Below are 25,650 nucleotides of genomic sequence, written 5' to 3' on the forward strand. Positions count from 1 at the left end.
GAAAGCCGGTGGCCGTCAGTGACTGTCGATCACCAGGGCGGTGGTGTTGTCGGTGCCGCCGGACCGCAGGGCCGAGTCCACCAGGGTCTCGGCGGCGACGTCGGGGCCCGCGGCGGAGGCGAGCACCTGCTTGATCTCCGCGATGCTCAGCGGCTTGTGGACGCCGTCGGTGCTCAGCAGCAGGCGGCCCGTGCTGGTCCCGGTGACGGCGTAGCCGATGTCGCTCGCGCGGGTGGTGCGGGTGGTCGTGTAGACCATGTGGTCGGCCCGCGCCGCGGGTTCGACGCCGCGCGTGCGCAGGTACTCGGCGACGGTGTGGTCGGTGGTGATCTGGTGCAGCACCCGGCCGTTCCACCGGTAGGCGCGGCAGTCGCCGACCCAGGCGATCTCGCAGCTGCCCGCGTCCCGGTCGCCGGGCAGCACCGCGACCACCAGCACCGCGTCGGCGCTCGGTTCCGGGAACTCCCGCAGCAGCTCGCGCTGCGCGGCCAGGATCCCGGACTGCGGACCGTGCACAGCGGCCTCGCGCGCGACCACCGTGGCGGCCGTGCGGGCCGCGCGCGCCGCCAGCAGATGGTCCCCGACACCGTCGGCGACGACGAACGCGGTGTGTCCCGTCGCCGGATCCGTGTAACCCGCCACCGCGTCCGCGTTGATGGATCGCCCGCCCCGGCGACTCACCGATTGTCCGGTGATGCCGGTGAGCCGGATCAGCTCGCGGCGAGTGATGGCGGTGGTGAGGGCACTATCCACGGCCTGGCCTCCTCGGACTGGCCTCATGTGCTGTCGATCAGCACAACTCGAGTAAACGCCGGCAATCCAAGAGTCAACCGTGCCCGGCCTGTGAAAGGGGCCACGAGTTGATCACGATTCGATAGCGGCCGCCCGGACCAATCCGGCCGCCCGGCCGCTCCGACTCCCCTGTGTCGACCCGAAGCGAAAGGACCGCGCACATACGGCGACACCGCTGATCGTCACTTCCGCACCGGCGCCCGGATTACCGTGTGGCGAAAATTTTTCGCCCGGAACCAATCCGGCGGTGCTTCGGCGACGACTCACTCTCTGTGAGGTCGTACGCACTGGCAGCCGGTTGGGAAGGACACTGAATTGGTCATCCGCGCCCGAGACACCGCGGGTACCGTCCCGACCGACGACGTCACCGACACGGATGCCACGCTGCGCGCGCTGATCGAACGCGTCGCCGAGGGCGACGAACAGGCCTTCGCCGACCTCTACGACCTCATCTCCGGCCCGGTGCTCGGCATCGTCACCCGGATCCTGCGCGACCGCGCGCGCTCGGAGGAGGTGACCCAGGAGGTCCTGCTCGAGATCTGGCTCAAGGCACCGAAATTCGTCCGCCAGGACGGCAACGTGATGGCGTGGGCGGTCACCATGGCACACCGCCGCGCCATCGACCGGGTGCGCCACGAGCAGGCCTGTTCCGATCGCGAGGACCGGATCGAACAGCTCGACGTGCGCCGCCCGGTCGACGAGGTCGTCGAGACGGCACTGGCCCGCCTCGACGAACAGCAGGTCCGCACGGCGCTGGACAAGCTCACCGAGCTGCAGCGCCAGTCCATCGTGCTCGCCTACTATGGCGGCTATACCTACCGCGAGGTCTCCCAGGTCCTGGGCACACCGGTGGGAACGATCAAGACCAGAATGCGTGACGGTCTGATCCGCTTGCGTGAATATTTGGGAGCTCAACAGTGACTTGCTCGGCCGCGATGCGCGATCTCACGGCACCCTACGTTCTGCATGCTCTGCCCGCCGGGGAACGCGCCGCCTTCGAGCAGCACCTGCGGGACTGCCCGGCCTGCCGCCGCGAGGTCGGCGAACTGGGCGGGACCATCGCCCAGCTCGCCGCCGCGTGGTCGCGGCCCCCCTCACCGGACCTGCGCGCGCGGGTCCTCGCCCGCGTCCGGGACACGCCCCAGCAGCCGCCGGCCGCCGAACCGCCCGATCATTCCTCGATGCCCGTCAGGACCCGTTTTCGCAATCCCGGATCGGGCTGACACGCCAGGCATTCCGCCAGCCGCACCAGTACCGCACGAAATTCCTCGACCTCGCACTCGCAGGGCGGGCACCACTCCAGGTGCCACTCGAAATCGTCCCGCTCGCAGTCGGTCAGGGCGTCCAGGACGTACGCGCCGCTCAGGCCGGTCCACTCCGGACATGAATTCACGATTCGGCGCCCGCAACCCCGGGCGCGACGGCACGGCCGTCCACCCTGTCGATCGTCGCGACCGCGGTGACTGTGTAGAGCACTCCTCGCAACCTCCCGATAGACGCGTCTCCTGTCCGTGACCTGCCGAGGTCCCGGCCGGACCGGCGCGGTGCCGGTCCGGCCGGGAACCTCTATTCGGGTATCTCATCGAGACGACCCCGCAGTACCGCTCCGATGTCGGTCAGTGCCGCCGGTGTGGTCATCTCACCGTGCGAGCAGCCGACCGGGTATTCCCGCAGTTCCCCTCGAACCAGCGGACGCCATTGCGCCGCAACGGATTCCGATTCCGATACGGTGGCCGCCCCGGCGTCCGCGGTCGCGGTGAACAGCAGCATGTCGCCGTCATAGGATCCCGGCGCGTACCGCGATCCCATCCGGCTGCCGGCCAGATAGCCGGCGTAGAGCCGCTCGACGTGCCCGGCGGTCAGCGCGCCGAAGGGCCCGGACCGCTCGCGCAGCAGCGCCGCGGCCTGCTCGGCGGTGACCTCGACCTGTTTCAGGTCGTCGTCGCCGAGCAGCGCGCCGAGCAGTTCGCCGGTGCTCGGCTCTGCGGCCTCCGGCTCGCCGGCCAGGATGCGGCTGTCCAGCACCGCGAGCAGCGCCACCTCCTCCCCGGCCGCCCGCAGCTGCACCGCCATCTCGTAGGCGATCAGGCCGCCGAGCGACCAGCCGAGCAGGTGGTACGGCCCGGCGGGCTGCACCTTCCGGATCTCGGCGAGGTAGCGGGCCGCCAGCGCCGGGACCGTGTCCGGCCCGGTGCCGTTCTCGGTGAGATGCGGCAGCTGCAAGCCGTACACCGGACGCTCGGCGTCGAGGTGCGGCAGCAGTCCGGCGTAGCTCCACGACACCCCGCTCACCGAGTGCACGCAGAACAGCGGCGCGGCGCTGCCGGTCGCGCGGATCGGGAGCAGCGTGTCGAACGCGGCGTCGGCGAGCGCGGCGTCGGTGGTGCCGGTCGCGCCGATCCGGGCCGCGATACCGGCCGGTGTCTGGTCCAGGAACACCGATTGCACCGACACCTCGAGGCCGTGGGACTCGCGCAGCACCGCGGCCATGCGCGTGGCCAGCAGCGAGTTGCCGCCGAGTTCGAAGAAGCTGTGGTCGGCGCCCACCGGGGTGAGGCCGAGGACTTCCTCGAAGGCCGCGCACAGCGCCGATTCGGCCGCCGTGGCCGGGGGCCGGTAGGCGGTGTCGGCGGTGAGCACGGGAGCGGGCAGCGCCGCCCGGTCCAGTTTGCCCGCGACCGTGACCGGGAGCGCGTCGAGCACCGTGATCGATTGCGGCACCTGGTAATTCGGTACCCGATCCGCCAGGTGCGCGCGCAGTTCCGCCGCCGTGCACGCCGCGCCGGGGCGCAGCTGGACGTAGCAGGCCAGTGCCTGTGCGCCGGTGGGCAGAGCGAAGGCGGTGGTGACCGCGCGGTCGACCGCGGGGTGGCGCACCAGGGCCGCGTCGATCTCGCCGAGTTCGATGCGGAAGCCGCGGATCTTCACCTGATCGTCGGTGCGGCCGAGATATTCGATCTCGCGGTCGGCGGTGTGCGGCGCCCAGCGCACCAGGTCGCCGGTGCGGTACATGCGCTCGCCGGGCGCGCCGTAGGGGTTGGCGACGAACCGCGCGCCGGTCAGCGCGCGCCGGCCGTGGTAGCCGCGCGCCAGCCCCGGACCCGACAGGTACAGTTCGCCGGGCACTCCGACGGGGACGGGCCGCAGTCGCGCGTCGAGGACCAAGAGACCGAAGCCGCGGATCGGACCGCCGACCGTCACGGGGGCACCGGGCCGCAGGGGCATGCTGAGCGCCGCGGCGACGGTGGCCTCGGACGGGCCGTAGGCGTTGTACATCCGCCGCGGCCGTCCGGCCGGGCCGCGCGGCGTGACCCAGCGTTCGACCAGTTCGGGGCCGGTCCGGTCGCCGCCGACCATGACGACCTCGAGGTCGTCGAGGCCGTCCGGGTCGACGGTCGCCAGCGCCGCCGGAGTCACGAACGCGTGCGAGATGTGCTGCGCGCGAAGGAGAGTACGCAGCTCGTCACCGCCGTAGACCCGGGCGGGCGCGATCACCAGGGTGGCCGCGCCGCCGAGCGCGAACAGCAGGTCCAGCACCGCGGCGTCGAAGCTCGGGGACGCGAAGTGCAGCACCCGCGCGCCCGGGTGCACCGCGCAGCGCTCGGCCAGCTCCCGGGTGAAGTTCGCCAGGCCGCGATGGGTCACGGTGACGCCCTTGGGGATTCCGGTGGAGCCCGAGGTGTAGATGAGGTAGGCCGGGTGGTCCAGCCGCACGGTCCCGCGCTCGGCCGCGGTGAGCGGCGCGTCGGAGACCGCCGCCAGCCGGTCGGCCGTGCGGGCCTCGTCGAGCACCAGCCAGTGCGGCCCGGCGGGCAGCTCCGACCGGCAGGCCGTCACGGTGACGCCGAGCCGCGCGCCGGAGTCGGTCAGCATGTGTTCCTTGCGCTGCGGCGGGTAGGCCGGATCGACGGGCAGGAACGCCGCACCGGTCTTGGCCACGGCGAGTACGGCCAGCACCGATTCGATCGATCGCGGAATCCCGACCGCGACGAAGGTCTCCGGGCCCGCGCCCGCCGCGCGCAGCACCCGGGCCAGCCGGTTGCTGAGCCGGTCCAGCTGCCCGTAGGTCAGCTCCTCGGCCCCGTAGCGCAGCGCGACCGTGCGCGGGTCGACCGCGACCGCGGCGTCGAACAGTTCCGCGAAAGTCGTTGCGGCGCCGGGTCCGATGCCGCGCACCGGGGTCAGGGCCCGCAGTTCGGCGTGGTCCAGCAGGGCGAGGTCGCCGACCGCGCGCCCGGGTGCGGCGAGCGCGTCGCCGAGCAGCCGCACGAACCGCTCGGCCAGCCGGTGCGCGGTGCGGTCCTCGAACAGGTCGGTGGCGTAGGTGAGACTCAGCTCGATCCCGGCCGGAGTGCCGTCGGTCCCGAACGATTCCGCCAGCGTGAACTGCAGGTCGAACTTCGCCGCCGCGAATTCCACCGGTTCGGCCGCCACCGCCACGCCGGGCAGCGCCGGCGTGACCGGTGCGGAGCTGTGTACCGAGAGCATCACCTGGAACAGCGGGTGGTAGGCGATGGAGCGGGCCGGGGCGAGCGCCTCCACCAGCCGTTCGAACGGCACGTCGGCGTGGGCGAAGGCGTCCAGGTCGGCCTCGCGCACGGCGTCGAGCAGCTCGCTGAACGGCTGGTCGCGTTCGATCCTGCTGCGCAGCACCAGGGTTCCGACGAACATGCCGATCAGCCCGTCGAGCCCGACGTCCTCGCGGCCGGCGACGGGGGTGCCGATCGCCAGGTCCGCGGCGCCGCCCAGGCGCGACAGCAGCGCCGCCAGCGCCGCGTGCAGGACCATGAACGCCGAGGCGTCGTGGCGGCGGGCCAGTTCGTGCACGGCCCGGTGCACGGCCGCGTCGATCGGGGCGACCACCGTCGCGCCGCGGTGGCTGGGTAGCGGCGGCCGGGGACGGTCGGCGGGCAGCTGCACGCATTCGGGCAGCCCCGCCAGCGTCTCGCGCCAGTACGCGAGCTGGGTCGCCGCCGCGCTGTCCGGGTCGTCGGCGCTGCCGAGCAGTTCGTGCTGCCACAGCGTGAAGTCGGCGTACTGCACCGGCAGCGGCGCCCAGTCGGGCGCCCGGCCGCCGACGCGGGCGGTGTAGGCGGCCCGCAGATCCGACGCCAGCGGCAGCACCGAGCCGCCGTCGGCGGCGATGTGGTGGATGACGACGGCGAGCACGTGTTCCTCGGCGCTCACCCGCAGCAGGCGCATCCGCACCGGGGTCTCGGTGGCGAGGTCGAAACCCTGTGCCGCCAAACGCCTTACGTGGTCGGCGACCCCGTCGGCGGTGACCTCGACGGTCACCGGGCGCACCTCGGCGGCGGTGATCACCTGGCTGGGTCCGTGCACCGAATCGGGGAACACCGTGCGCAGGCTCTCGTGCCGTTCGACGACGTCGTGCAGCGCGCTCCACAGCGCCGCGGTGTCCAGCGCGCCGCGCAGGCGCAGCACCACCGGGATGTTGTACGCGCCGGAGGACACGTCGGCGCGGTTGAGGAACCACAGGCGCTGCTGGGCGAACGAGAGCGGAATGCGTTCGGGCCGTGGGCGTGCGGTCAGCGCCGGGCGCTCGGCGATCGGGCCCGCGTCCTCCAGCAGCGCCGCCAGGCCGGCGGGCGTGGGATGGTCGAAGACCGCGCGCACGCCGAGGCGCTGCCCGCTCGCCGCGGCGATGCGCGCCACCAGCTGGGTCGCCGAGAGCGAGTTGCCGCCCAGTTCGAAGAAGTTGTGGTCGGCGCCCACCTCCGCGCGCCCGACGAGGTCCGCCATCGCGGCTGCGACCAGCCGCTCGGCGGGCGTGGCCGGGGCGCGCCCGGCCTCGACGATCCCGAAGACCGGCTCCGGCAACGCTTTCCGGTCCAGTTTGCCGGTGGGTGTCATCGGCGGGGCGGGCAGCGCGACGATCGCCTCGGGCACCATGTGGCCGGGCAGCCGGCGCGCGGCGTGCGCCCGCACCGCGGGCACCGCGGCCTCGTCGCACACCACGTAGGTGGCGATGCGCGCGGTGCCCGCCGCGTCGGTGCGCACCTCGGTGTGCGCGAAACGCACACCGGGACAGGCGGATACGACCGCGGTGATCTCGCCGAGTTCGATGCGCAGGCCGCGCACCTTCACCTGGTCGTCGGCGCGGCCGACGAACACCAGCTCGCCGGACCGGGTCCAGCGCACCAGGTCGCCGGTGCGGTAGAGGCGGGAGCCCTTGTCGCCGTAGGGATTCGGGACGAACCGGGTGGCGGTCTGCGGCGTCATCCGGTGATAGCCCAGCGCGACGCCGACGCCGCCGATGTACAGCTCGCCGACCGTGCCCGGCGGCACCGGCCGCAGCCGGTCGTCGAGCACCACCGTGGTCATGCCGTGCAGCGGGCGGCCGAGGACGGCCGGGTGGCCCGGCCGCATCGGCGGGGAGAGCGTGGTGCCGATCGTCGCCTCGGTCGGGCCGTAGCCGTTGATCACGGTGCGGCCGGTCAGCCACGGCGCGACCAGATCGGCGTTGAGCGCCTCGCCGCCGAGCACGAGCGTGCGCAGCGCGGGCAGCGACCAGCGGGCCGGGTCGACGGTGGCCAGCACCGCGGGCGTCATCACGGCGTGCGTGACGCGCTCGCGGTCCAGCAGCGCCGCCAGGTCGTCGCCGCCGTAGACGTCGGCGGGGGCGACCACGATCGTCGCGCCCGAACTCCACGCCAGCAGCAGCTCCAGCACCGACACGTCGAAGCTCGGCGACGCCAGATGCAGTGTGCGCGAACCGGAGTCGATGTGGAACTGCCGCCGCAGCTCCGCCGCGAAGTTGCGCAGGCCGCGATGGCTGACCGCGACGCCCTTGGGGCGGCCGGTGGAGCCGGAGGTGTAGATGAGGTAGGCGGTGTCGTCGACCCGCAGCCGCCGGGTGCGCACCGTGTCGAGGACGGCGTGCGACACCGCGTCCGGCGTGTCGAGTTCGGCCGGTGTCACCCACTCGATGCCGCCGGGCAGCGCCGCGCGGTCCGCGGGCCGGGTGAGGCCCACGCGCACACCGGAATCCGACAGCATGTGCCGGATGCGGTCGGCGGGGTGGCGGACGTCCACGGGCAGGAACGCCGCCCCGGTCTTGGTGATGGCCAGCGTCCCGATCACCGATTCCGCCGACCGGGACATGCCCAGCGCGATCACGTCGCCGGGGCCGAGGCCGCGCGCGATCAGCGCCCGCGCCAGCCGGTTGGCCTGCCGGTCCAGTTCCCGGTAGCTCAGGCGCACCGAACCGCATTGCAGCGCCGAGTGATTCGCGTCGGCCGCCGACGACGCGAACAGCGCCGGGAGGGTGAGGGGATCGGCGGGCGCGCCGTCGGCGGCGGGCACCAGCGCCGCGTGTTCCTCGGCGGACAGCAGATCGATGTCGCCCACCGCCACGCGCGGCCGCGCCACCACGGTCTCGAGGATCCGGAGGAGCCGCCGCGCCAGCGACTGGGCGGTCTCGGCGTCGAACAGGTCGGTGGCGTAGGTGAGGCACACCTCGACGTCGCCGGGACGGTGGTCGCCGACCCACGACTGGGTGACGGTGAACTGCAGGTCCATCTTCGCGCTGCCGGGATCGACGTCCTCGCTGACGATGTCGAGGCCGGGCAGCCGCAGCTGGGCCTGGGCCAGGTTGTTCAGTGATAGGCCGACCTGGAACAGCGGGTGGTGCGCGGTGGACCGTTCCGGATTGAGCACCTCGACCAGCCGCTCGAACGGCACGTCGGCGTGCGCGAAGGCGTCGAGGTCGTTGTCGCGCACCGACTCCAGCAGATCGGCGAACGCGCGGTCGCCGTCCACCTCGGTGCGCAGCACCAGGGTGCCGACGAACATGCCGATCAGCCGATCCAGCTGCGGGTCGGTGCGACCGGCGACCACGGTGCCCACGGCGACGTCACGGCCCGCGCCGACGCGCGCCAGCAGGACCGCGAGGGCGGCGTGCAGCACCATGAACACGCTCGCGTCGTGGCGGTGCGCCAGCTCCACCAGGCCCGCGTGCACATCCGCGCCCAAGCGGGCCACCACCGACGCGCCGCGCTGTGAGGCCACCGCCGGACGTGGCCGGTCGCACGGCAACTCCACGCATTCGGGCAGCCCGGCCAGGCGTTCGGTCCAGTAGGCGACCTGCCGCGACAGCAGGCTGTCGGGATCGTCCTCGTCGCCGAGCAGCGCGCGCTGCCACAGGCTGAAGTCGGCGTACTGCACCGGCAGCGGCTCCCACGCGGGGGCGGTGCCGGTGCGCCGGGCCCGGTAGGCCTCGGCCACGTCGGCGGCCAGCGGCGCGAGCGACCAGCCGTCGGCCGCGATGTGGTGCACCACCAGCACCAGCACGTGTTCGCGTGGCGACACCCGGAACAGCTCCGCGCGCAGGGGCGGTTCCGCCGTCAGGTCGAATCCGGCGGCGCCGCACGCGGCCAGGGCGGCGGCCAGTTCGCCGGGCGCGCAGTCGGTGACCGGCAGCGCCGGGCGGTGCGCGGGCAGGACCACCTGCCCGGGCCCGGCGGCGTCCTCGGGGTAGACGGTGCGCAGTACTTCGTGCCGGTCGGTCAGGTCGGCGATGGCCGCGGTGAGCGCGTCGGTGTCGAGCTCGCCGCGCAGGCGCAGCACGGCCGGGATGTTGTAGGCGCCCGAACCGCTGTCGAAGCGGTTGAGGAACCACAGGCGCTGCTGCGCCGGGGACAGCGGGATGCGGTCCGGGCGTTCGCCCGCCACCAACCGCGGGCGGGCCCGGTCGCTCTCGGTCGCGTCCAGCAGGGCCGCCAGGCCCTCCGGCGTGGGCTGCTCGAACACCGCGCGCACCGCGAGCTGCGCTCCGGTGGCGGCCGCGATCCGCGCCACCAATTGCGTTGCCATCAGCGAGTTTCCGCCGAGTTCGAAGAAGCTGTGGTCGGCGTGCACGGTGTCGCGGCCGATCACCTCCGCCATCGCGGCGGCCACCAGTTCCTCGGTGGGGGTGGCGGGTGCGCGGCCGGGCGCGGTCTCGGCGGCGAACACCGGTTCGGGCAGCGCCCGGCGGTCGAGTTTGCCGGTGGGCGTCAGCGGCACCGAGGTGAGGACCACGATCGCCGCGGGGACCATGTGCGCGGGCAGCCGCCGTGCGGCGCGCGCCCGCAGCGTGGCGGGGTCGAGCGCGGCGGACTCGGCCGGCACCACGTAGGTGACGATGCGCCGCTCGCCCGCCTCGTCGACGCGAATGTCGGTGTGCGCCAGCTGGACTCCGGGTTCGGCCGACACCACCGAGGTGATCTCGCCCAGCTCGATCCGGAACCCCCGCACCTTCACCTGATCATCCGACCGCCCCACGAACACCAAACCCCCACCCGACGACCACCGCACCACATCACCCGTCCGATACATCCGCTCACCCACCCCACCGAACGGACACGCCACAAAACGAGACGCCGACAACCCCACCCGACCCACATACCCCCGCGCCACACCACAACCCAACACATACAACTCACCCACCACACCCACCGGCACCGGACGCAACCGACCATCCAACACCACCACACCCACACCACCGATCGGACCACCCAGGCCCAGCGGGTCACCGGGCCGCAGCGGCTGCGACATGAGCATGACGATGGTGGTTTCGGTGGGGCCGTAGACATTCCGGAACATCCGGCCCGGCGCCCACCGCTCCATCAGCTCGGGGCCGTACGCCTCGCCGCCGACGGCCAGGCACCGCAGGGCGGGCAGCGGCCAGCGCCGCACGTCGATGCTCGCCAGCGCGGCCGGTGTGATGAACGCGTGCGAAACACGTTCGCGCTCCAGCAGTTCCGCCAATTCGTCGCCGCCATACACATCCGGCGGCGCGATCACCATGGTAGCGCCGGCGCACCACGCCAGCAGCATCTCCAGCACCGACGCGTCGAAGATGGGCGCGGCGAAATGCAGTGTGCGCGAATCGGGTTCGATGCGGTACCGCTCGCGTTGCGCGGCGGCGAAGTTGGCCAGGCCGCGGTGGGTGACGGCCACGCCCTTGGGCAGGCCGGTCGAGCCGGAGGTGTAGATGACGTAGGCCACCTCGTCCACCGACAGCGGGCGCAGCCGCTCGGCGTCGGTGATCGGGCGCGCGTCGCCGTCGTGGAGGTCCGCGGGCGTCACCCAGGTGACGTCGCCCGGCAGGTCCGCGGTCGCGTCGGTCACGCCGAGCCGCACGCCGGAGTCCGACAGCATGTGCGCGAGGCGCTCGGCGGGGTGGCGCGGGTCGATCGGCAGCCACGCCGCGCCCGTCTTCGTCACCGCGAGCGCGGCCAGCACCGACTCCGCCGAGCGCAGCGGCGCCACCGCCACCACGTCGCCCGGCCCGGCGCCCCGGGCGATCAGCGCCCGCGCCAGCCGGTTGGCCCGCTCGTCGAGTTCGCGGTACGTCCACTCGCCCGACACCGCGCGCAGCGCAACGCGATCCGGGCCGGCGGCCAGCGCGGCGGCGAAGCAGTCCGGCAGCGGCCGGGCCGCCACGGCGGGGCCGCCGTGCGCGGGCACCAGGGCGGACCGCTCCCGCGCGGTCAGCAGGTCGATGTCGCCGACCGCGCGACGCGGCCGGGCCACCACCGCCGACAGCACCCGGACGAAACGCTCGGCCAGCAGCTCGGCGGTGCTCGCGCCGAACAGGTCCGTGGCGTAGGTCAGGTGCACCTCGACACCGCCCGGCGCGCGGTCGGCCGTCCAGGACTGGGTGAGCGTGAACTGCAGATCGAATTTCGCCGCGCCGGAATCGATCGGCTCGCCCGCCACCTCGAGTCCGGGCAGGCGCACCACCTCCGGCGTGTCGTCGTGCACCGAGAGCATCACCTGGAACAGCGGGTGGTGCGCGGTGGACCGGACCGGGTCCAGGGCCTCTACGACGCGTTCGAACGGCACGTCGGCATTGGCGAAGGCGTCCAGGTCGGCCTCGCGGACCGACGCCAGCAGCTCGGTGAAGCCCTGCCCGGCGTCGACGCGCGCCCGCAGCACCACGGTGGCCACGAACATGCCGATCAGCCGGTCCAGCTGTTCCTCCGAGCGCCCGGCGACCGCGGTGCCGACCGTGACGTCGCCGGTGCCGCCGAGCCGGGCGAGCAGCACCGCGAGGGCGGCGTGCAGCACCATGAACACGCTCGCGTCGTGGCGGCGCGCCAGCTCGACGACCGCGGCGTGCAGGTCCGCGTCGACGTGCGTCACCACCGACGCGCCGCGGTGCGACGCCACCTGCGGGCGCGGGTGGTCGCAGGGCAGCTCCAGGCATTCCGGCGCCCCGTCCAGGGCGCGGCGCCAGTAGTCGAGCTGCGCCGCGACGAGGCTGTCGGGATCGTCGTCGTCGCCGAGCAGTTCCTCCTGCCAGAGGCTGAAGTCGGCGTACTGCACCGCGAGGGGCTCCCAGCGCGGCGCGACGCCGGCGCGGCGGGCCTCGTAGGCGGCCACCACGTCGGCGGCCAGCGGCGCGAGCGACCAGCCGTCGGCGGCGATGTGGTGGACCACCAGCACCAGCACGTGCTCGTCGGCGCCCGCGCGGGACAGCCCGGCGCGCAGCGGCGGCTGCTCGGTGAGATCGAAACCGGCGGTGGCGAATTCGGCGACGGAGAGCTGGTCGGGCCCGAGGACGCGCAGCGGCGTGCCCTGCGGCCACAGCGCGTCGATCTCGCGCACGGACTGGAACGGGCCGTCCCCGGAGTCGGGGAAGACTGTGCGCAGCACCTCGTGACGTTCGACGACGTCGCGCAGCGCCGCCTGCAGCGCGTCGACGTCGAGCGCGCCGCGCATCCGCAGCGCCAGGGGAATGTTGTACAGGCCCGACCCGCTGTCGAAGCGGTTGAGGAACCACAGACGACGCTGCGCGGAGGACAGCGGGATGCGGCCCGGGCGCTCGCGCGGGGTCAGCGCCGGGCGGGCCGCGTCGGCGTCGGCGGGCTGCTCGTCGAGCAGGATCGCCAGGTCGGCGGGGGTCGGGTGCTCGAACACGGTGCGCACCGGGAAGCGGTGCCCGGTCACGGTCGCGAGCCGGGCCACCAGCCGGGTGGCCAGCAGCGAGTTGCCGCCGACGTCGAAGAAGCTGTGGTCCGCGCGGACTTCGTCGCGGCCGACCACCTCTGCCATGGCGGCGGCCACCAGTTCCTCGGCCGGGGTGGCCGGGGCGCGGCCGCCGGTGACGTCGAAGCCGGGTGCGGGCAGCGCGGCGCGGTCGAGCTTGCCCGCCGGGGTGCGCGGGATCTCGGCCAGCACGACCACCGCGGAGGGCACCATGTGCGCGGGCAGCCGGCCGGCGACGAAGCGGCGGATCGCCTCGGGATCCGCGCCGGAACGCTCGTCGGCGGGCGCGACGTAGGACACGATCCGGGCCTGGCCGACCTGGTCCTCACGCACCTCGGTGTGCACGAAACCCACACCGGGACAGTCGGAGACGACCGAGGTGATCTCGCCCAGCTCGATCCGGAACCCCCGCACCTTCACCTGATCATCCGACCGCCCCACGAACACCAAACCCCCACCCGACGACCACCGCACCACATCACCCGTCCGATACATCCGCTCACCCACCCCACCGAACGGACACGCCACAAAACGAGACGCCGACAACCCCACCCGACCCACATACCCCCGCGCCACACCACAACCCAACACATACAACTCACCCACCACACCCACCGGCACCGGACGCAACCGACCATCCAACACCACCACACCCACACCACCGATCGGACCACCCAGCGGCACCGGCTCGCCCGCCTGCAGGGCCTCCGAAAGTACCGGCGCGACAGTGGCTTCCGAAGGACCGTAGGCGTTGAACATGCCGCGACTCGGCGCCCAGCGCCGCACCAGATCCGCGCCGACGGCCTCGCCGCCGACCACCAGGGAGCGCAGTTCGGGCAGTTCCCATCGCGCGTCGATGCTCGCCAGCGCGGCCGGGGTGACGAACGCGTGCGAAACACTTTCGCGCTCCAGCAGTTCCGCCAGTTCGTCGCCGCCGTACACGTCGGCGGGCGCGATCACCATGGTCGCGCCCGCGCACCACGCCAGCAGCATCTCCAGCACCGACGCGTCGAAACTCGGCGACGCGAAATGCAGTGTGCGCGAAGTGGAGTCGACGTCGTAGCGGTCACGCTGGGCCGCGGCGAAGTTCACCAGGCCGCGATGGGTGACGGCCACGCCCTTGGGCACGCCCGTCGAACCGGACGTGTAGATCACGTAGGCCACCTCGTCCACCGACAGCGGGCGCACCCGGTCGGCGTCGGTCACCGGGCGCGCGGCGTGGCCGTCGGTGTCGGTCACCACCAGCCAGTCCACCGTGTCCGGCAGTGCGGCGCGGTCGCGGTCGGTGGTGAGGCCGAGCCGGGTACGGGAGTCGGTGAGCATGTGCCGGATCCGCTCGGCGGGGTACCGCACGTCCACCGGCAGGTACGCCGCGCCGGACTTGGCGACCGCGAGCACGGCCACGACCGATTCCACCGACCGCGCCAGCGCCAGCGCCACCACGTCGCCTGGGCCCGCGCCGCGGCCGATCAGCTTGTGCGCCAGGCGGTTGGACCACTCGTCGAGTTCCCGGTAGGTCAGCGCCGCGCCCGCGTACCGCAGCGCGATCCGCTCGGGGTCCGCCGCGGCGCGCGCGAACAGTTCGGGCAGGGTCGCCGCGGGCAGCGCGTCGCCGCCGCGGGCGGGCACCAGGGTGGCGCGCTCCCACTCGTCGAGCACGTCCAGGTCGCCGACCCGGGCGGCGGGGTTCGCCGCCACCGCGGCCAGCACCGCGACGTACCGGCGCAGCATCCGTTCGGCGGTCACGGCTTCGAACAGGTCCGTGGCGTAGTCCAGGCGCAGTTCCAGCCCGGCGGGCGTGTGCTCGCCGGTGTGCGACTCGGTCAGGGTGAACTGCAGGTCGAACCGCGCCACCGCGGCGTCGATGCGTTCGCCGTGAATGTCTAGCTCCGGCAGCGCGAGTCGCACCTGCTGAGCGTCCTGCATCGACAGCATCACCTGGAACAGCGGGTGGCAGGCCGTGGAGCGGGCCGGGTTGAGCAGTTCCACCAGGCGTTCGAAGGGCACGTCCGCGTGCGCGAACGCGTCGAGGTCGCTCTCGCGCACCGCGTCCAGCAGGTCGGCGAAGGAGCGGGCGCCGTCGACCTCGGTGCGCAGCACCAGCGTGCCGACGAACATGCCGATCAGCTCGTCCAGCTGCGCGTCGGTGCGGCCCGCGACGGGCGTGCCGACGGCGATGTCGCCGGTGCCCGACAGCCGGGCCAGCAGCACGGCCAAAGCGGTGTGCACGACCATGAACAGGCTGGCGCCGGACTCGCGGGCCAGCGCCGCCAGCCGGCCGTGCAGCGCCGCGTCGACCCGCGCGGTGACCGCGTCGCCGCGGTGCGAGGCGACCGCCGGGCGGGGGTGGTCGGCGGGCAGTTCCAGGCATTCGGGCAGTCCGGCGAGCCGTTCGGTCCAGTAGCCGACCTGCCGCGCCAGCACGCTGCCCGCGTCGTCCTCGTCGCCGAGCACCGCGCGCTGCCACACGCTGAAGTCGGCGTACTGCACCGCGAGCGGCGCCCAGCCGGGCGCGTCGCCGGACCGGCGGGCCTCGTAGGCGGCGGCCACGTCGGCGGCCAGCGGCCGCAGCGACCAGCCGTCGGCCGCGATGTGGTGGATCACCAGGGCCAGCAGGTGTTCCCGCTCGCCGGTGCGGATCAGCTCGGCGCGCAGCGGGACCTCGGCGACGAGATCGAAGCCGCGCGCCGCCAGGTCCCGGGCGCGGGCGCGGGCCTGGTCGGGGGTGCACGCGGTGACCGGCAGCTCGGGATGCGCCTCCGCGCCCGGCAGCACGACCTGGCTCGGCCCCTCGTCGGAGTCGGGGAACAGGGTGCGCAGGCTCTCGTGCCGCTCCACCACGTCGCCCAGCCCCTGCCGCAGCGCCGCCTCGTCCAGGGGGCCGCGCAGCCACAGCCCGATCGAGATGTTGTAGGCGCTCGACTCGGTGTCGAACCGGTTGAGGAACCACAGCCGCTGCTGCGCGGTGGACAGCGGGATCCGGCGCGGGCGCGGCCCGGCGGTGAGGGCGGGCAGCACGGGCCGGTCGTCGCGGTCGGCGGCGTCCAGCAGCGCGGCCAGTTCGGCGGCCGTCGGGTGTTCGAAGACCGCGCGCACGCCGAGGCTATGACCCGACCGGGCGGCGATCCGGGTCACCAGCCGGGTCGCCGACAGCGAGTTGCCGCCGAGTTCGAAGAAGGCGTGGTCGGCGCTCACCGCGGGCACGCCGATCACCTCGGCCATGGCGGCGGCGACCAGCATCTCGTTGGGGTTCACCGGTTCCCGGCCCGGCCGGGCGAGCGCGCCGAAGTCCGGCTCGGGCAGTGCCCGACGGTCCAGCTTGCCGGTCGGGGTGCGCGGGATCGACGGCAGCGCCACGACCGCCGACGGAACCATGTGCGCCGGTAGCCGTTTCGCCACCCGCGCCCGGATCGCGTCGGGCTCGGGCTCGAGCTCGCCCGCGCCGACCACGTAGCTCACGATGTGCGCGTCGCCGGAGCGGTCGCGCCGGACCTCGGTGTGCGCGAACCGGATAGCCGGGTCGGCCGCGACCGCGGCGGTGATCTCGCCGAGCTCGATGCGGAAGCCGCGCACCTTCACCTGGTCGTCGGCGCGCCCGACGAGGGCCAGCGCGCCCGCCGCCGTCCACCGCGCCAGGTCCCCGGTGCGGTACATCCGAGTGCCGGTGGCGCCGAACGGATTCGCCACGAACCGCTCCGCGGTGGTGACCGGCCGGCGGTGGTATCCCCGGGCCAGGCCCGCTCCGGCGAGGTACAGCTCGCCCACCACGCCGGGCGGCACCGGGCGCAGCCGCGCGTCCAGCACGGCCGCGCTCACGCCGCGCAGCGGCCGCCCCAATTCGATGGGCGTGTCCGGGCGCAGCGGTGCGATGGTCACCGCCACAGTCGATTCCGTGGGTCCGTAGGCGTTGAACATGCGGCGCGCGGGCGCCCACCGCCGCACCAGTTCGGCGTCGCAGGAGTCGCCGCCGACGATCAGGCACGACAGCGCCGGCAGCGGGTGGCGGCCCGGGTCCACGGTGGCCAGTGCCGCGGGCGTGACGAAGGCGTGCGTGACCTGTTCGCGTTCCAGCAGCTCACCCAGTTCGTCGCCGCCGTACACGTCGGTGGGCGCGACGACCAGCGCCGCGCCCGCGCCGAAGGCCAGCAGCAGTTCCAGGATCGACGCGTCGAAGCTCGGCGACGCGAAATGCAGGACCCGCGAACCGGTTTCGACGCCGTACCGTTCGCGCTGCTCGGCGGCGAACCCGGCCAGCCCGCGGTGGGTGACCGCCACGCCCTTCGGCGTGCCGGTAGATCCGGAGGTGTAGATCAGGTACGCGACGTCGTCGACGCGCAGCGGCCGGATCCGCTCGGCGGCACCCAGCGGCGCACCGCTCGCCTCGGCCGGTGCGGCAGGTGCCAGCCAGCGCACATCGGCGGGCAGCCGGTCCGCGTCCGCCTCGTCGGCGAGCCCGATCCGAACGCCCGCGTCGGCGAGCATGTAGCGGATCCGGTCCTCGGGCAGCCGCGGATCGATCGGCAGGAACGCCGCGCCGGTGCGGGCGACGGCGAGCACGCCCACCACCGACTCCACCGAGCGCCCGAGCGCCAGCGCGACCACGTCGCCCGCGCCGACGCCCGCGCCGATCAGCAAGCGCGCCAGCCGTTTCGAGCGTTCGGCGAGGTCGCCGTAGCTCAGCCGGGTCGCGCCCGCGCACAGCGCCGTGTGCGCCGGATCGACCCGATCGAACAGCTCGATCAGGGTGACCGGGTCGGCGGGCTCGGCGCCGCGGACCGGCACCAGCGCCGCGCGTTCGCGGGCGTCGAGCAGGTCCACGTCGCCCACTGGGGTCGCCGGGTCGGCCGTCACGGCGGTCAGCAGGTCGGCGAAGCGGCGGGCGAGGCGCTCGGCCGACGCCGCGTCGAACAGGTCGGTGGCGTAGGTGAGACGCAGCTCGAGGCCGTCCGGGGCGCGGTCGCCGGTGTAGCGCTCGACCAGCGTGAATTGCAGGTCCCACATCGAGACGCCGGTCTCGACCTGGTCGGCCAGCACCTCGAGCCCGGGCAGCCGGACCGGTTCGGGCGCCGAGTCGTGCACCGACAGCACGACCTGGAACAGCGGGTGGTGCGCGGTGGAGCGCGCCGGGTTGAGCACCTCCACCACGCGCTCGAACGGAATGTCGTTGTGCGCGAACGCGTCCAGATCGGTCTCGCGCACGGCCGCCAGCATGTCGGTGAACCGCTGCGACCCGGTCACCGGGGTGCGCAGCGCCAGTGTCCCGGCGAACATGCCGACCAGCGGGTCGAGCTGACCGTCGGTGCGCCCGGCGATCGGCGTGCCGACGCACACGTCGTCGGTCGCGCCCAGCCGCGCCAGCAGCGCCGCCAGCGCGGCGTGGGTCACCATGAACACACCGGTCTCGCTGCGGCGGGCCAGGTTCAGCACCGCCGCGTGCAGCGCGGCGTCCAGCGCCAGCGACACCGACGCGCCGCGCTGCGACGCCACCGCCGGGCGCGGCCGATCGACCGGCAGCTCCAGGCACTCCGGCAGCCCGCTCAGCCGCGACACCCAGTAGTCGAGCTGGGCGGCGGCGACGCTCGCCGGGTCCGCCTCGTCGCCGAGCAGCTCGCGCTGCCACACGCTGTAGTCCGCGTACTGCACCGGCAGCGGCTCCCACCGCGGCGACTCTCCTGTCCGGCGGGCCGAGTACGCGGTCGCGAGGTCGACGGCCAGCGGCGTGAGCGAGCGGCCGTCGGCGGCGATGTGGTGCACGACCACGCCGAGCACGTGCTCGCCGGGCGCGGTGCGCAGCAGTTCTGCCCGCAGCGGGGTCTGGGTCGTCACGTCGAAGCCCGTGCCCGCGAGGGCGCGCAGCCGGGACTCCACCTCGTCGGGCCGCACCGTGATCGTCGCCAGATCCGGTGTCGCCGTGGCGCTTTCGACGATCATCTGGGACGGGCCGTCCGGGCCGTCGGGGAAAACGGTGCGCAGCGCCTCGTGCCGCCCGATCACGTCGCGGAGCGCGGCGCTCAGCGCGTCCACGTCGAGTTCGCCGCGCAGCCGCAGCGCGAGGGCGATGTTGTAGGCGCCGGAGTGCGGGTCGAACCGGTTGAGGAACCACAGCCGCTGCTGGGCCGGGGAGAGCGGGATCCGCTCGGGCCGGGCGGCGGCGGTCAGAGCCGGGCGCGCGCCCTTGCCGGTCTGGCGTCCCACCAGCGTGGCCAGCGCTTCGACGGTCGGCGCCTCGAAGATCAGCCGCACGCCGATCGAGGTGCGCAGGGCGGCGCTGAGGCGGGCGGTCACCCGGGTGGCCGCGAGCGAGTTGCCGCCGAGGCCGAAGAAGTCGTCGTCGAGGCCGACCCGCGGCACGCCGAGCACCTCGGCGTAGGCCGCGGCGACGAGCCGTTCGATCGGGCCGACGGGCGCGCGGAACTCGGCGACCTCGAACACCGGCTTCGGCAGCGCCTTGCGGTCGAGTTTGCCGTTGGCGGTCAGGGGCAGGGCGTCGAGGACGACGTAGGCGGCCGGGATCATGTACGACGGCAGTCCCGCGGCCAGCCGGGCCGTCACCGTGTCGGTGTCGACGGTCGCGTCGGGCGCGGCCACCAGGTAGGCCACCAGCCGGTCGCCGGTGTGCTCGTCGGTGTGCGCGACCACCGCGGCCGCGGCGATGTCGTCGAGCCGCAGCAGCGCGGCCTCGATCTCGCCCAGTTCGATGCGGAAGCCGCGCACCTTCACCTGGAAATCGGTGCGGCCCAGGTATTCCAGTTCCCCGGTGGGCTTCCAGGTCACCAGATCGCCGGTGCGGTACAGCCTTTCGCCCGGCCGGTCGGCGAAGGGGTTGGCGACGAAGCGTTCCGCGGTCAGCACGGGCGCGGCGTGGTAGCCGTGCGCCAGCTGCGTCCCGGCCAGGTACAGCTCTCCGGCGACGCCCACCGGCACCGGGCTCAGGTGCGCGTCGAGGACGTACACCTGGCTGTTCCACTCCGGGACGCCGATCGGCACGGTGCCCGCGTGCTCGTCGTCGACCCGCCGCGCGGTGATCGAGACCGCCGCCTCGGTCGGGCCGTAGAGGTTCCACAGGTCCACGCCGGGATTGCTCTCCCGGAACCGGCTCGCCGTCGACCCCGGCAGCGCCTCGCCGATCACCAGGACCGCGCGCAGCGACGACGGCAGCGACGCGCCGGTGCTCAGCAGCGCGTCGACCGCCGAGGGCACCAGGTGCAGCACCGAAATCCGGTGCGATTCCATGGCTTTGGCCAGATACACCGGATCGCGGTGCCCGCCCGGCGCGGCGACCACGGTGCGGCCGCCGCAGACCGCGGCCGACCAGAATTCCCACACCGACAGGTCGAAGGTCGCCGCCGTCTTGACCAGCACCGCGTCGTCGGCGTTCAACGCGAAAGTAGCGCGCTTCCAGGCCAGCTGGTTCACGATCGCGCGGTGCGGCACCGCGACGCCCTTGGGCCGGCCGGTCGAGCCGGAGGTGAAGATGACGTAGGCGGTGTGCTCCGGGCGCAGCGGTGCGCACCGGTCGGCGTCGGTCACCGGCGCGGGTGAGCGGTCCGACAGGTCGAGGGTGTCCAGCTCGACCACCGGCGCGGCGGCCGGGATCCGCCCGCGGTCGCGGCGGGTGGTCAGCACGCACCGGGGCGCGGCGACGGCGAGCACGTAGCCCAGCCGGTCGCCGGGCTGGTCGGGATCCAGCGGCACGTACACCCCGCCGGCCGCGGCGACCGCGTACATGGCCACCACCAGGTCCACCGAGCGGCGCAGCCCCAGCGCCACCCGCGTCTCGGGCCCGACGCCTAATGAGATCAGGTGCCGCGCAAGGCGATTGACCCGGTCGGCGCACTGGCCGTAGGTCAGCGACCAGCCGGGCTCCGCGTCGTGGCCGTCGGCGACGAGCGCCACGGCGTGCGGGGTGCGGGCGGCCTGCGCGGCGAACAGCGAGGCGAGGGTGTCCGAGGCGGGCACCGGATGCCAGGTGTCGTTCCACTCGTGCAGCAGCGCGCGGCGCTCGTCGCCGTCGAGCAGGTCGATGTCGCCGACCGGGCGGCGCGGCGCGGCGACGACGTCGCCCACCACCCGGCGGAAGCGGGCGGCGATCGCCGCGGCGGTCGGCTCGTCGAACAGGTCCGTCGCGTAGGCCAGGTGGCCGGTGATGCCGGCCGGCGCGCCCGTCTCGTCGTAGTTGTCGACCACCACCAGCTGGAGATCGAATTGCGCGATGCCGGTGTCGATCTCGGCGGCCGACACGGTGATCCCCGGCATGTCCAGGCGCACCGGCTCGAGGTTCTGGAAGGAGAAGCCGACCTGCACCAGCGGGTGGCGGGCGGTCGAGCGCACCGGGTTGAGCTCCTCGACCAGCCGCTCGAAGGGCACCTCCGCGTTCGCGAAGGCCCCGAGGTCGACCTCGCGCTGGCGGGCCAGCAGCGCGGTGAACGATTCGCTCGCGTCGACGCGGGCCCGGAACACCAGCGTGTTCACGAACATGCCGATGACGCCGTCCAATTCGCGTTCGCCGCGGCCCGCGATGGGCGTACCGACGGCGACGTCGGGCATGCCCGACAGCCGGGCCAGCAGCACCGCGAAGGCCGCGTGCGCCGCCATGAACAGGGTGGCGTTGCCGACGCGCGCCAATTCGGCCAGCCCGGCGTGCAATTCGGCGTCCAGCTCCACCGGGACGCGCGCGCCCCGGAAGGACTGGGTGGGCGGGCGCGGCCGGTCGTAGGGCAGGGTCAGTTCGTCGGGCAGGTCGGCCAGCTGCTCGGTCCAGTACGCCAGCTGCACCGCGGCCCGGCTGCCGGACATCGACTCGTCGCCGAGCGAATCACGCTGCCACACACTGTAGTCCGCGTACTGTACGGGCAGCGGCGCCCACTCCGGGGCGTGCCCGGCGCAGCGGGCGCGATAGGCCGCCGACAGGTCGCCGGACAGCGGCGACAGCGACCAGCCGTCGGCCGCGACGTGGTGGATCACCAGCGCGAGCACGTGTTCGCGGGGACCGGTGCGGAACAGGCCCGCGCGCAGCGCGGTCTCGGTGGTCAGATCGAAACCGCCGCGCGCGAATTCGCGGACGCTGGCGATCAATTCGGCCGGGTCGACCTCGGTCAGCGGCAGCGGCAGGGCGCTCTCGGCGGCGGGCAGCACCACCTGGCACGGGCCCTCGGTGCTCTCGGGGAAGATCGTGCGCAGGGTTTCGTGGCGCTCGACCAGATCGCCGAGTGCGGCGCGCAGCGCGGCCACGTTCAGGTCGCCGCTCAGGCGCAGCGTGAACGGGATGTTGTAGGTGCTCGACGCCGGATCGAACCGGTTGATGAACCACAGCCGCTGCTGCGCCGGCGACAGCGGGATCCGGTCGGGCCGCGGCCGAGCGGTCAGCGGCGCGGGGCCGCCGCCGCTGCCGACGTGCCGCTGCACCTGCTCGGCGAGTTCGGCGACGGTCGCCTCCTCGAGGAACAGCCGCACCGGCAGCCGGGCGCCGATCTGCTCGCCGAGCCGGGCGGCGGCCTGGGTCGCCGACAGCGAGTTGCCGCCCAGGGCGAAGAACCCGTCGTCGAGGCCGACGCGGTCGACGCCGAGCACCTCCGCCAGGGTGCGCGCGGTGGCGTATTCGATCGGGGTGCGCGGGGCCCGGTAGGCGCGGACCTCGGCGACCGGCGCGGGCAGCGCCCGGCGATCGAGTTTTCCGTTGGCGGTCAACGGAATCGCGTCGAGGGCGACGAAGGCCGAGGGCACCATGTACTCCGGCAGCAGGGCCGCCACGCCCGCGCTCACCGCGCGGGTGTCGGCCCGCCCGGTGAGGTAGGCGACGATCCGCTTGTCGCCGGGCACGTCCTCGCGCACGATCACCGCGGCGGTCCGGACGCCGTCCTGGGCCAGCACGGCGGCCTCGATCTCGCCCAGCTCGATCCGGAAGCCGCGGATCTTCACCTGGTCGTCGGCGCGGCCCTGATAGTCCAGGGCCCCGTCCGCGGTGCGCTTGCCGAGGTCGCCGGAGCGGTACAGCCGGGAGCCGGGCTCCCCGAAGGGGTTCGCCACGAACCGGGCCGCGGTCAGCCCGGGCCGCCCCAGGTAGCCGCGCGCCAATTGCGCTCCGGCGACGTAGATTTCGCCCGGCACCCCGGCGGGCACCGGCCGCAGCCGGTGGTCCAGCAGGTAGCCGCGCAGGCTGCCGATCGCCTCGCCGATGCCGCCGGCGTGCGGGCGGGTCACGTCGGCGCGGTCCAGCGCGCGGTGGGTGACGTGCACGGTGGTCTCGGTGATGCCGTACATGTTCACCAGCCGCGGCGCGCGGTCGCCGTGGCGGTCGAACCAGTCGCCGAGCCGCCGCAGCTCCAGCGCCTCGCCGCCGAACACGATGTGCCGCAACGCCAGTGGCGGCAGGTCCGCCGGATCGCCCGGTCCCGCGGCCGCGTCGGCGGCGTCGAGCTGATAGAACGCCGAGGGCGTCTGATTGAGGACCGTGACCTGTTCGCGCCGCAGCAGTTCCAGCAGCTGCTCCGGCGAGCGCGAGGTGAGGTAGTCGACGACGACCAGCGTGCCGCCGTGCAGCAGCGGGCCCCACAGCTCCCACACCGAGAAGTCGAAGGCGTGCGAGTGGAACATCGTCCACACGTCGGTGTGGTCGAAGCCGAACCGCTCCCGGGTACTCGCGAACAGCGTCGTGACGTTGCGGTGCGGGATCTGCACGCCCTTCGGCCGCCCCGTCGACCCGGAGGTGTAGATCACGTAGGCCACGTGGTCCGGGCGCAGCGGCGCGCGGCGCTCGGCGTCGGTCAGCGGCGACCCGTCGCCGGCGGTGAGGTCGATCTCGTCCAGGTCGATCTCGGGCGTGCCCGGCGGCAGCGCCGCGCGCACGGCGGCACCGGTCACGGCGCACACCGGGCGGGCGTCGGCGAGCATGTACTCGATGCGGTCGGCCGGGTACGTCGGGTCCACCGGCAGGTAGCCCGCACCGGACTCGAGCACCGCCAGCAGCGCGACGATCAGCTCCGGCGAGCGCGGCAGCGCGACCGCGACCAGCGTCTCGGGCCCGGCGCCCGCCGCGATCAGCCTGCGCGCCAACCGATTCGCGCGCTCGGCGAGTTCGCGGTAGGTGAGGCTGCCGGTCCCGCAGCGCACCGCGACGGACCCGGCGTGCGCGCGGGCCGCGGCGTCGAACAGCTCGGTCAGCGTGCGGTCGTCGGCGACGATCGGCGGCTGCGCCGCGGCGGCCGCGGCCAGCCGCGCGCGTTCCTCGGCGCTCAGCAGCGGCAGGTCGGCCACCGCGGCCTGCGGCCCGGCCGCCAGGAACTCGGCGAGGTAGTCGAGGAAACGCCGGTGGTGCGCCCGCAGTTCCGCGTCGTCGTAGCGGTCCGGGTTGCCGACGAAGTCGACGTGCAGCCCGGCGTCGCCCGCGCCGTTGTAGATGTTGATCGACAGGTCCTCCACGGGGCCGGTCGACACCACGTGGACCGTCGCCTCCGCGGCGCCGAACCGAATCCGGTTGTGGTACAGCATCAGATTGAGCACGGGGCCGAAGAAGCCGCGCCGGTTGTTGGTGCTGCCCAGATCCCGGCGCAGGTCCTCGTGCCGGTAGCACTGGTGGGCCAGCGCCTCCTCGAGCCGCGCGGCGGCCGTGCGCACCAGCTGGTCGACGGTCGCGCCGGGCTCCACCGGAAGGTGTAGCGGCACAACGTTGGACACGTAGCCGGCCGAGGCCCGCAGCAGGCCGGTGGTGCGCGCGGTCACCGGCAGGCTCAGCACCACGTCGGTGACGCCGGTGACGGCCGCGAAGTAGCCGGCCAGCGCGGCCGCGAACAGCGCGGGCCGGGAGACGCCGAAACGCTCACGCGCGGAACCGAACAGCATCGTCGCGGCGGTGTCCACGACCCCGGTCTCGGTCCGGCGGCCCGCGCCCGCGGGCGCCGGGCGATCGCTGAGCTCGAAGCACTCCGGCACGCCCGCGAGCCGGTCCAGCCAGTAGCGGCGATCCTCCACGAAGGCCGCCGAGTCCCGGTACGCCAGCTCGGCGGTGTAGACGCGGTACAGGTCACCGGCGCCCGACGGGGTCGGCTCGGCGCCCGAGACGTCCGCGTTGTAGCGCTCCACGATCCGCGCCATCAGCAGCATGGCGCCGTAGCCGTCGATCGCGATGTGGTGCATCTTGGCGTACCACAGGGTTTCGTGCTCGGACACCAGCAGCACCGCGGACCGGAACAGCGGCCCCGACAACGGCATCGGAGCGCTCGCGTCGCGTTCCATCCAGCGCCGCGCCGCCGCGCCCGGGTCGGCCTCCGCGCGCAGGTCCAGCACCTCGCAGGCGAGTTCCACCGCCGGATCGACCAGCTGCCACGGTGTTCCGTCCACCTCGACCACCCGCAGCCACAGGCTCTGCATGTCGGCGGCGCCGCCGGCGATGGCCCGGTCCAGTGCCGCGACGTTCAGCCGGCCCTCGATCTCGACGTACTGCGCGACCGTCAGCGGCACGTCCGGAGCCATGTGCTGGGCGTTCCAGATCCCGATCTGCGCGGCCGAGAGCGGGAAGCGCCCCTCGGCATCGTGTTCGGTACGGCCGGCGGACTCGGGGGCCAACGAGGTCATGCACACACTCCGTTCGACGATCGAGACAACGAGTGACGCAACAGACGGGGCAATCACATAGCAACATCGGCCCCACCGGCAGTCGTTGCCATCGGCGGTACGGATTGGTCGGTTTGCTCGATCCGCGAAATCGCTCAGCTCGACGCGCGGTACGCGTTCGGATCTGGGGCGTTATGGCCTTCCGGGAGTACGCTTCCGAGTAGCGGTCCCGGCACAGGACGACCAATCTCGTGTGGCGACAGCTTGTTTCGAGCCGTCAGGACGCTGACGATTTTTCGTAAACCGGACAATAGC

The 25,650-nt window shown here is 73.6% G+C and carries 5 protein-coding genes; 2 read left to right on the top strand and 3 right to left on the bottom strand.

The features are described from left to right. Positions 1–15: 15 nt before the first annotated feature. Positions 16–753 (bottom strand): PP2C family protein-serine/threonine phosphatase, encoded by a 738-nt coding sequence (locus IU476_RS05540; RefSeq protein ID WP_324193882.1) that lies wholly within the window; start codon positions 751–753, stop codon positions 16–18. A 354-nt stretch (positions 754–1,107) separates the two neighbouring features. On the opposite strand from IU476_RS05540, the gene sigK reads away from it, so the two are divergent. Together sigK and IU476_RS37225 are read left to right on the top strand one after the other, a co-directional pair. After that, positions 1,108–1,713: an ECF RNA polymerase sigma factor SigK gene (gene sigK / locus IU476_RS05545; protein WP_228823010.1), complete on the top strand. Its 606-nt coding sequence runs from the start codon at positions 1,108–1,110 to the stop codon at positions 1,711–1,713. A gap of 14 nt (positions 1,714–1,727) precedes the next feature. Continuing rightward, positions 1,728–2,015, top strand: coding sequence for a zf-HC2 domain-containing protein (locus tag IU476_RS37225; RefSeq protein ID WP_195097130.1), 288 nt, complete (start codon positions 1,728–1,730; stop codon positions 2,013–2,015). On the opposite strand, the gene IU476_RS05555 is transcribed toward IU476_RS37225, so the two are convergent. Continuing rightward, positions 1,964–2,185 (bottom strand): zf-HC2 domain-containing protein, encoded by a 222-nt coding sequence (locus IU476_RS05555; protein ID WP_195097132.1) that lies wholly within the window; start codon positions 2,183–2,185, stop codon positions 1,964–1,966. The two genes, IU476_RS37225 and IU476_RS05555, sit on opposite strands and share 52 nt — an antisense overlap. Positions 2,186–2,358: 173 nt before the next feature. After that, positions 2,359–25,356 (bottom strand): non-ribosomal peptide synthetase, encoded by a 22,998-nt coding sequence (locus IU476_RS05560; RefSeq protein WP_195097134.1) that lies wholly within the window; start codon positions 25,354–25,356, stop codon positions 2,359–2,361. Between the last annotated feature and the right edge of the window lie 294 nt (positions 25,357–25,650).

This window comes from Nocardia blacklockiae (genome assembly GCF_015477355.1).
Taxonomy (GTDB): Bacteria; Actinomycetota; Actinomycetes; order Mycobacteriales; family Mycobacteriaceae; genus Nocardia; species Nocardia blacklockiae.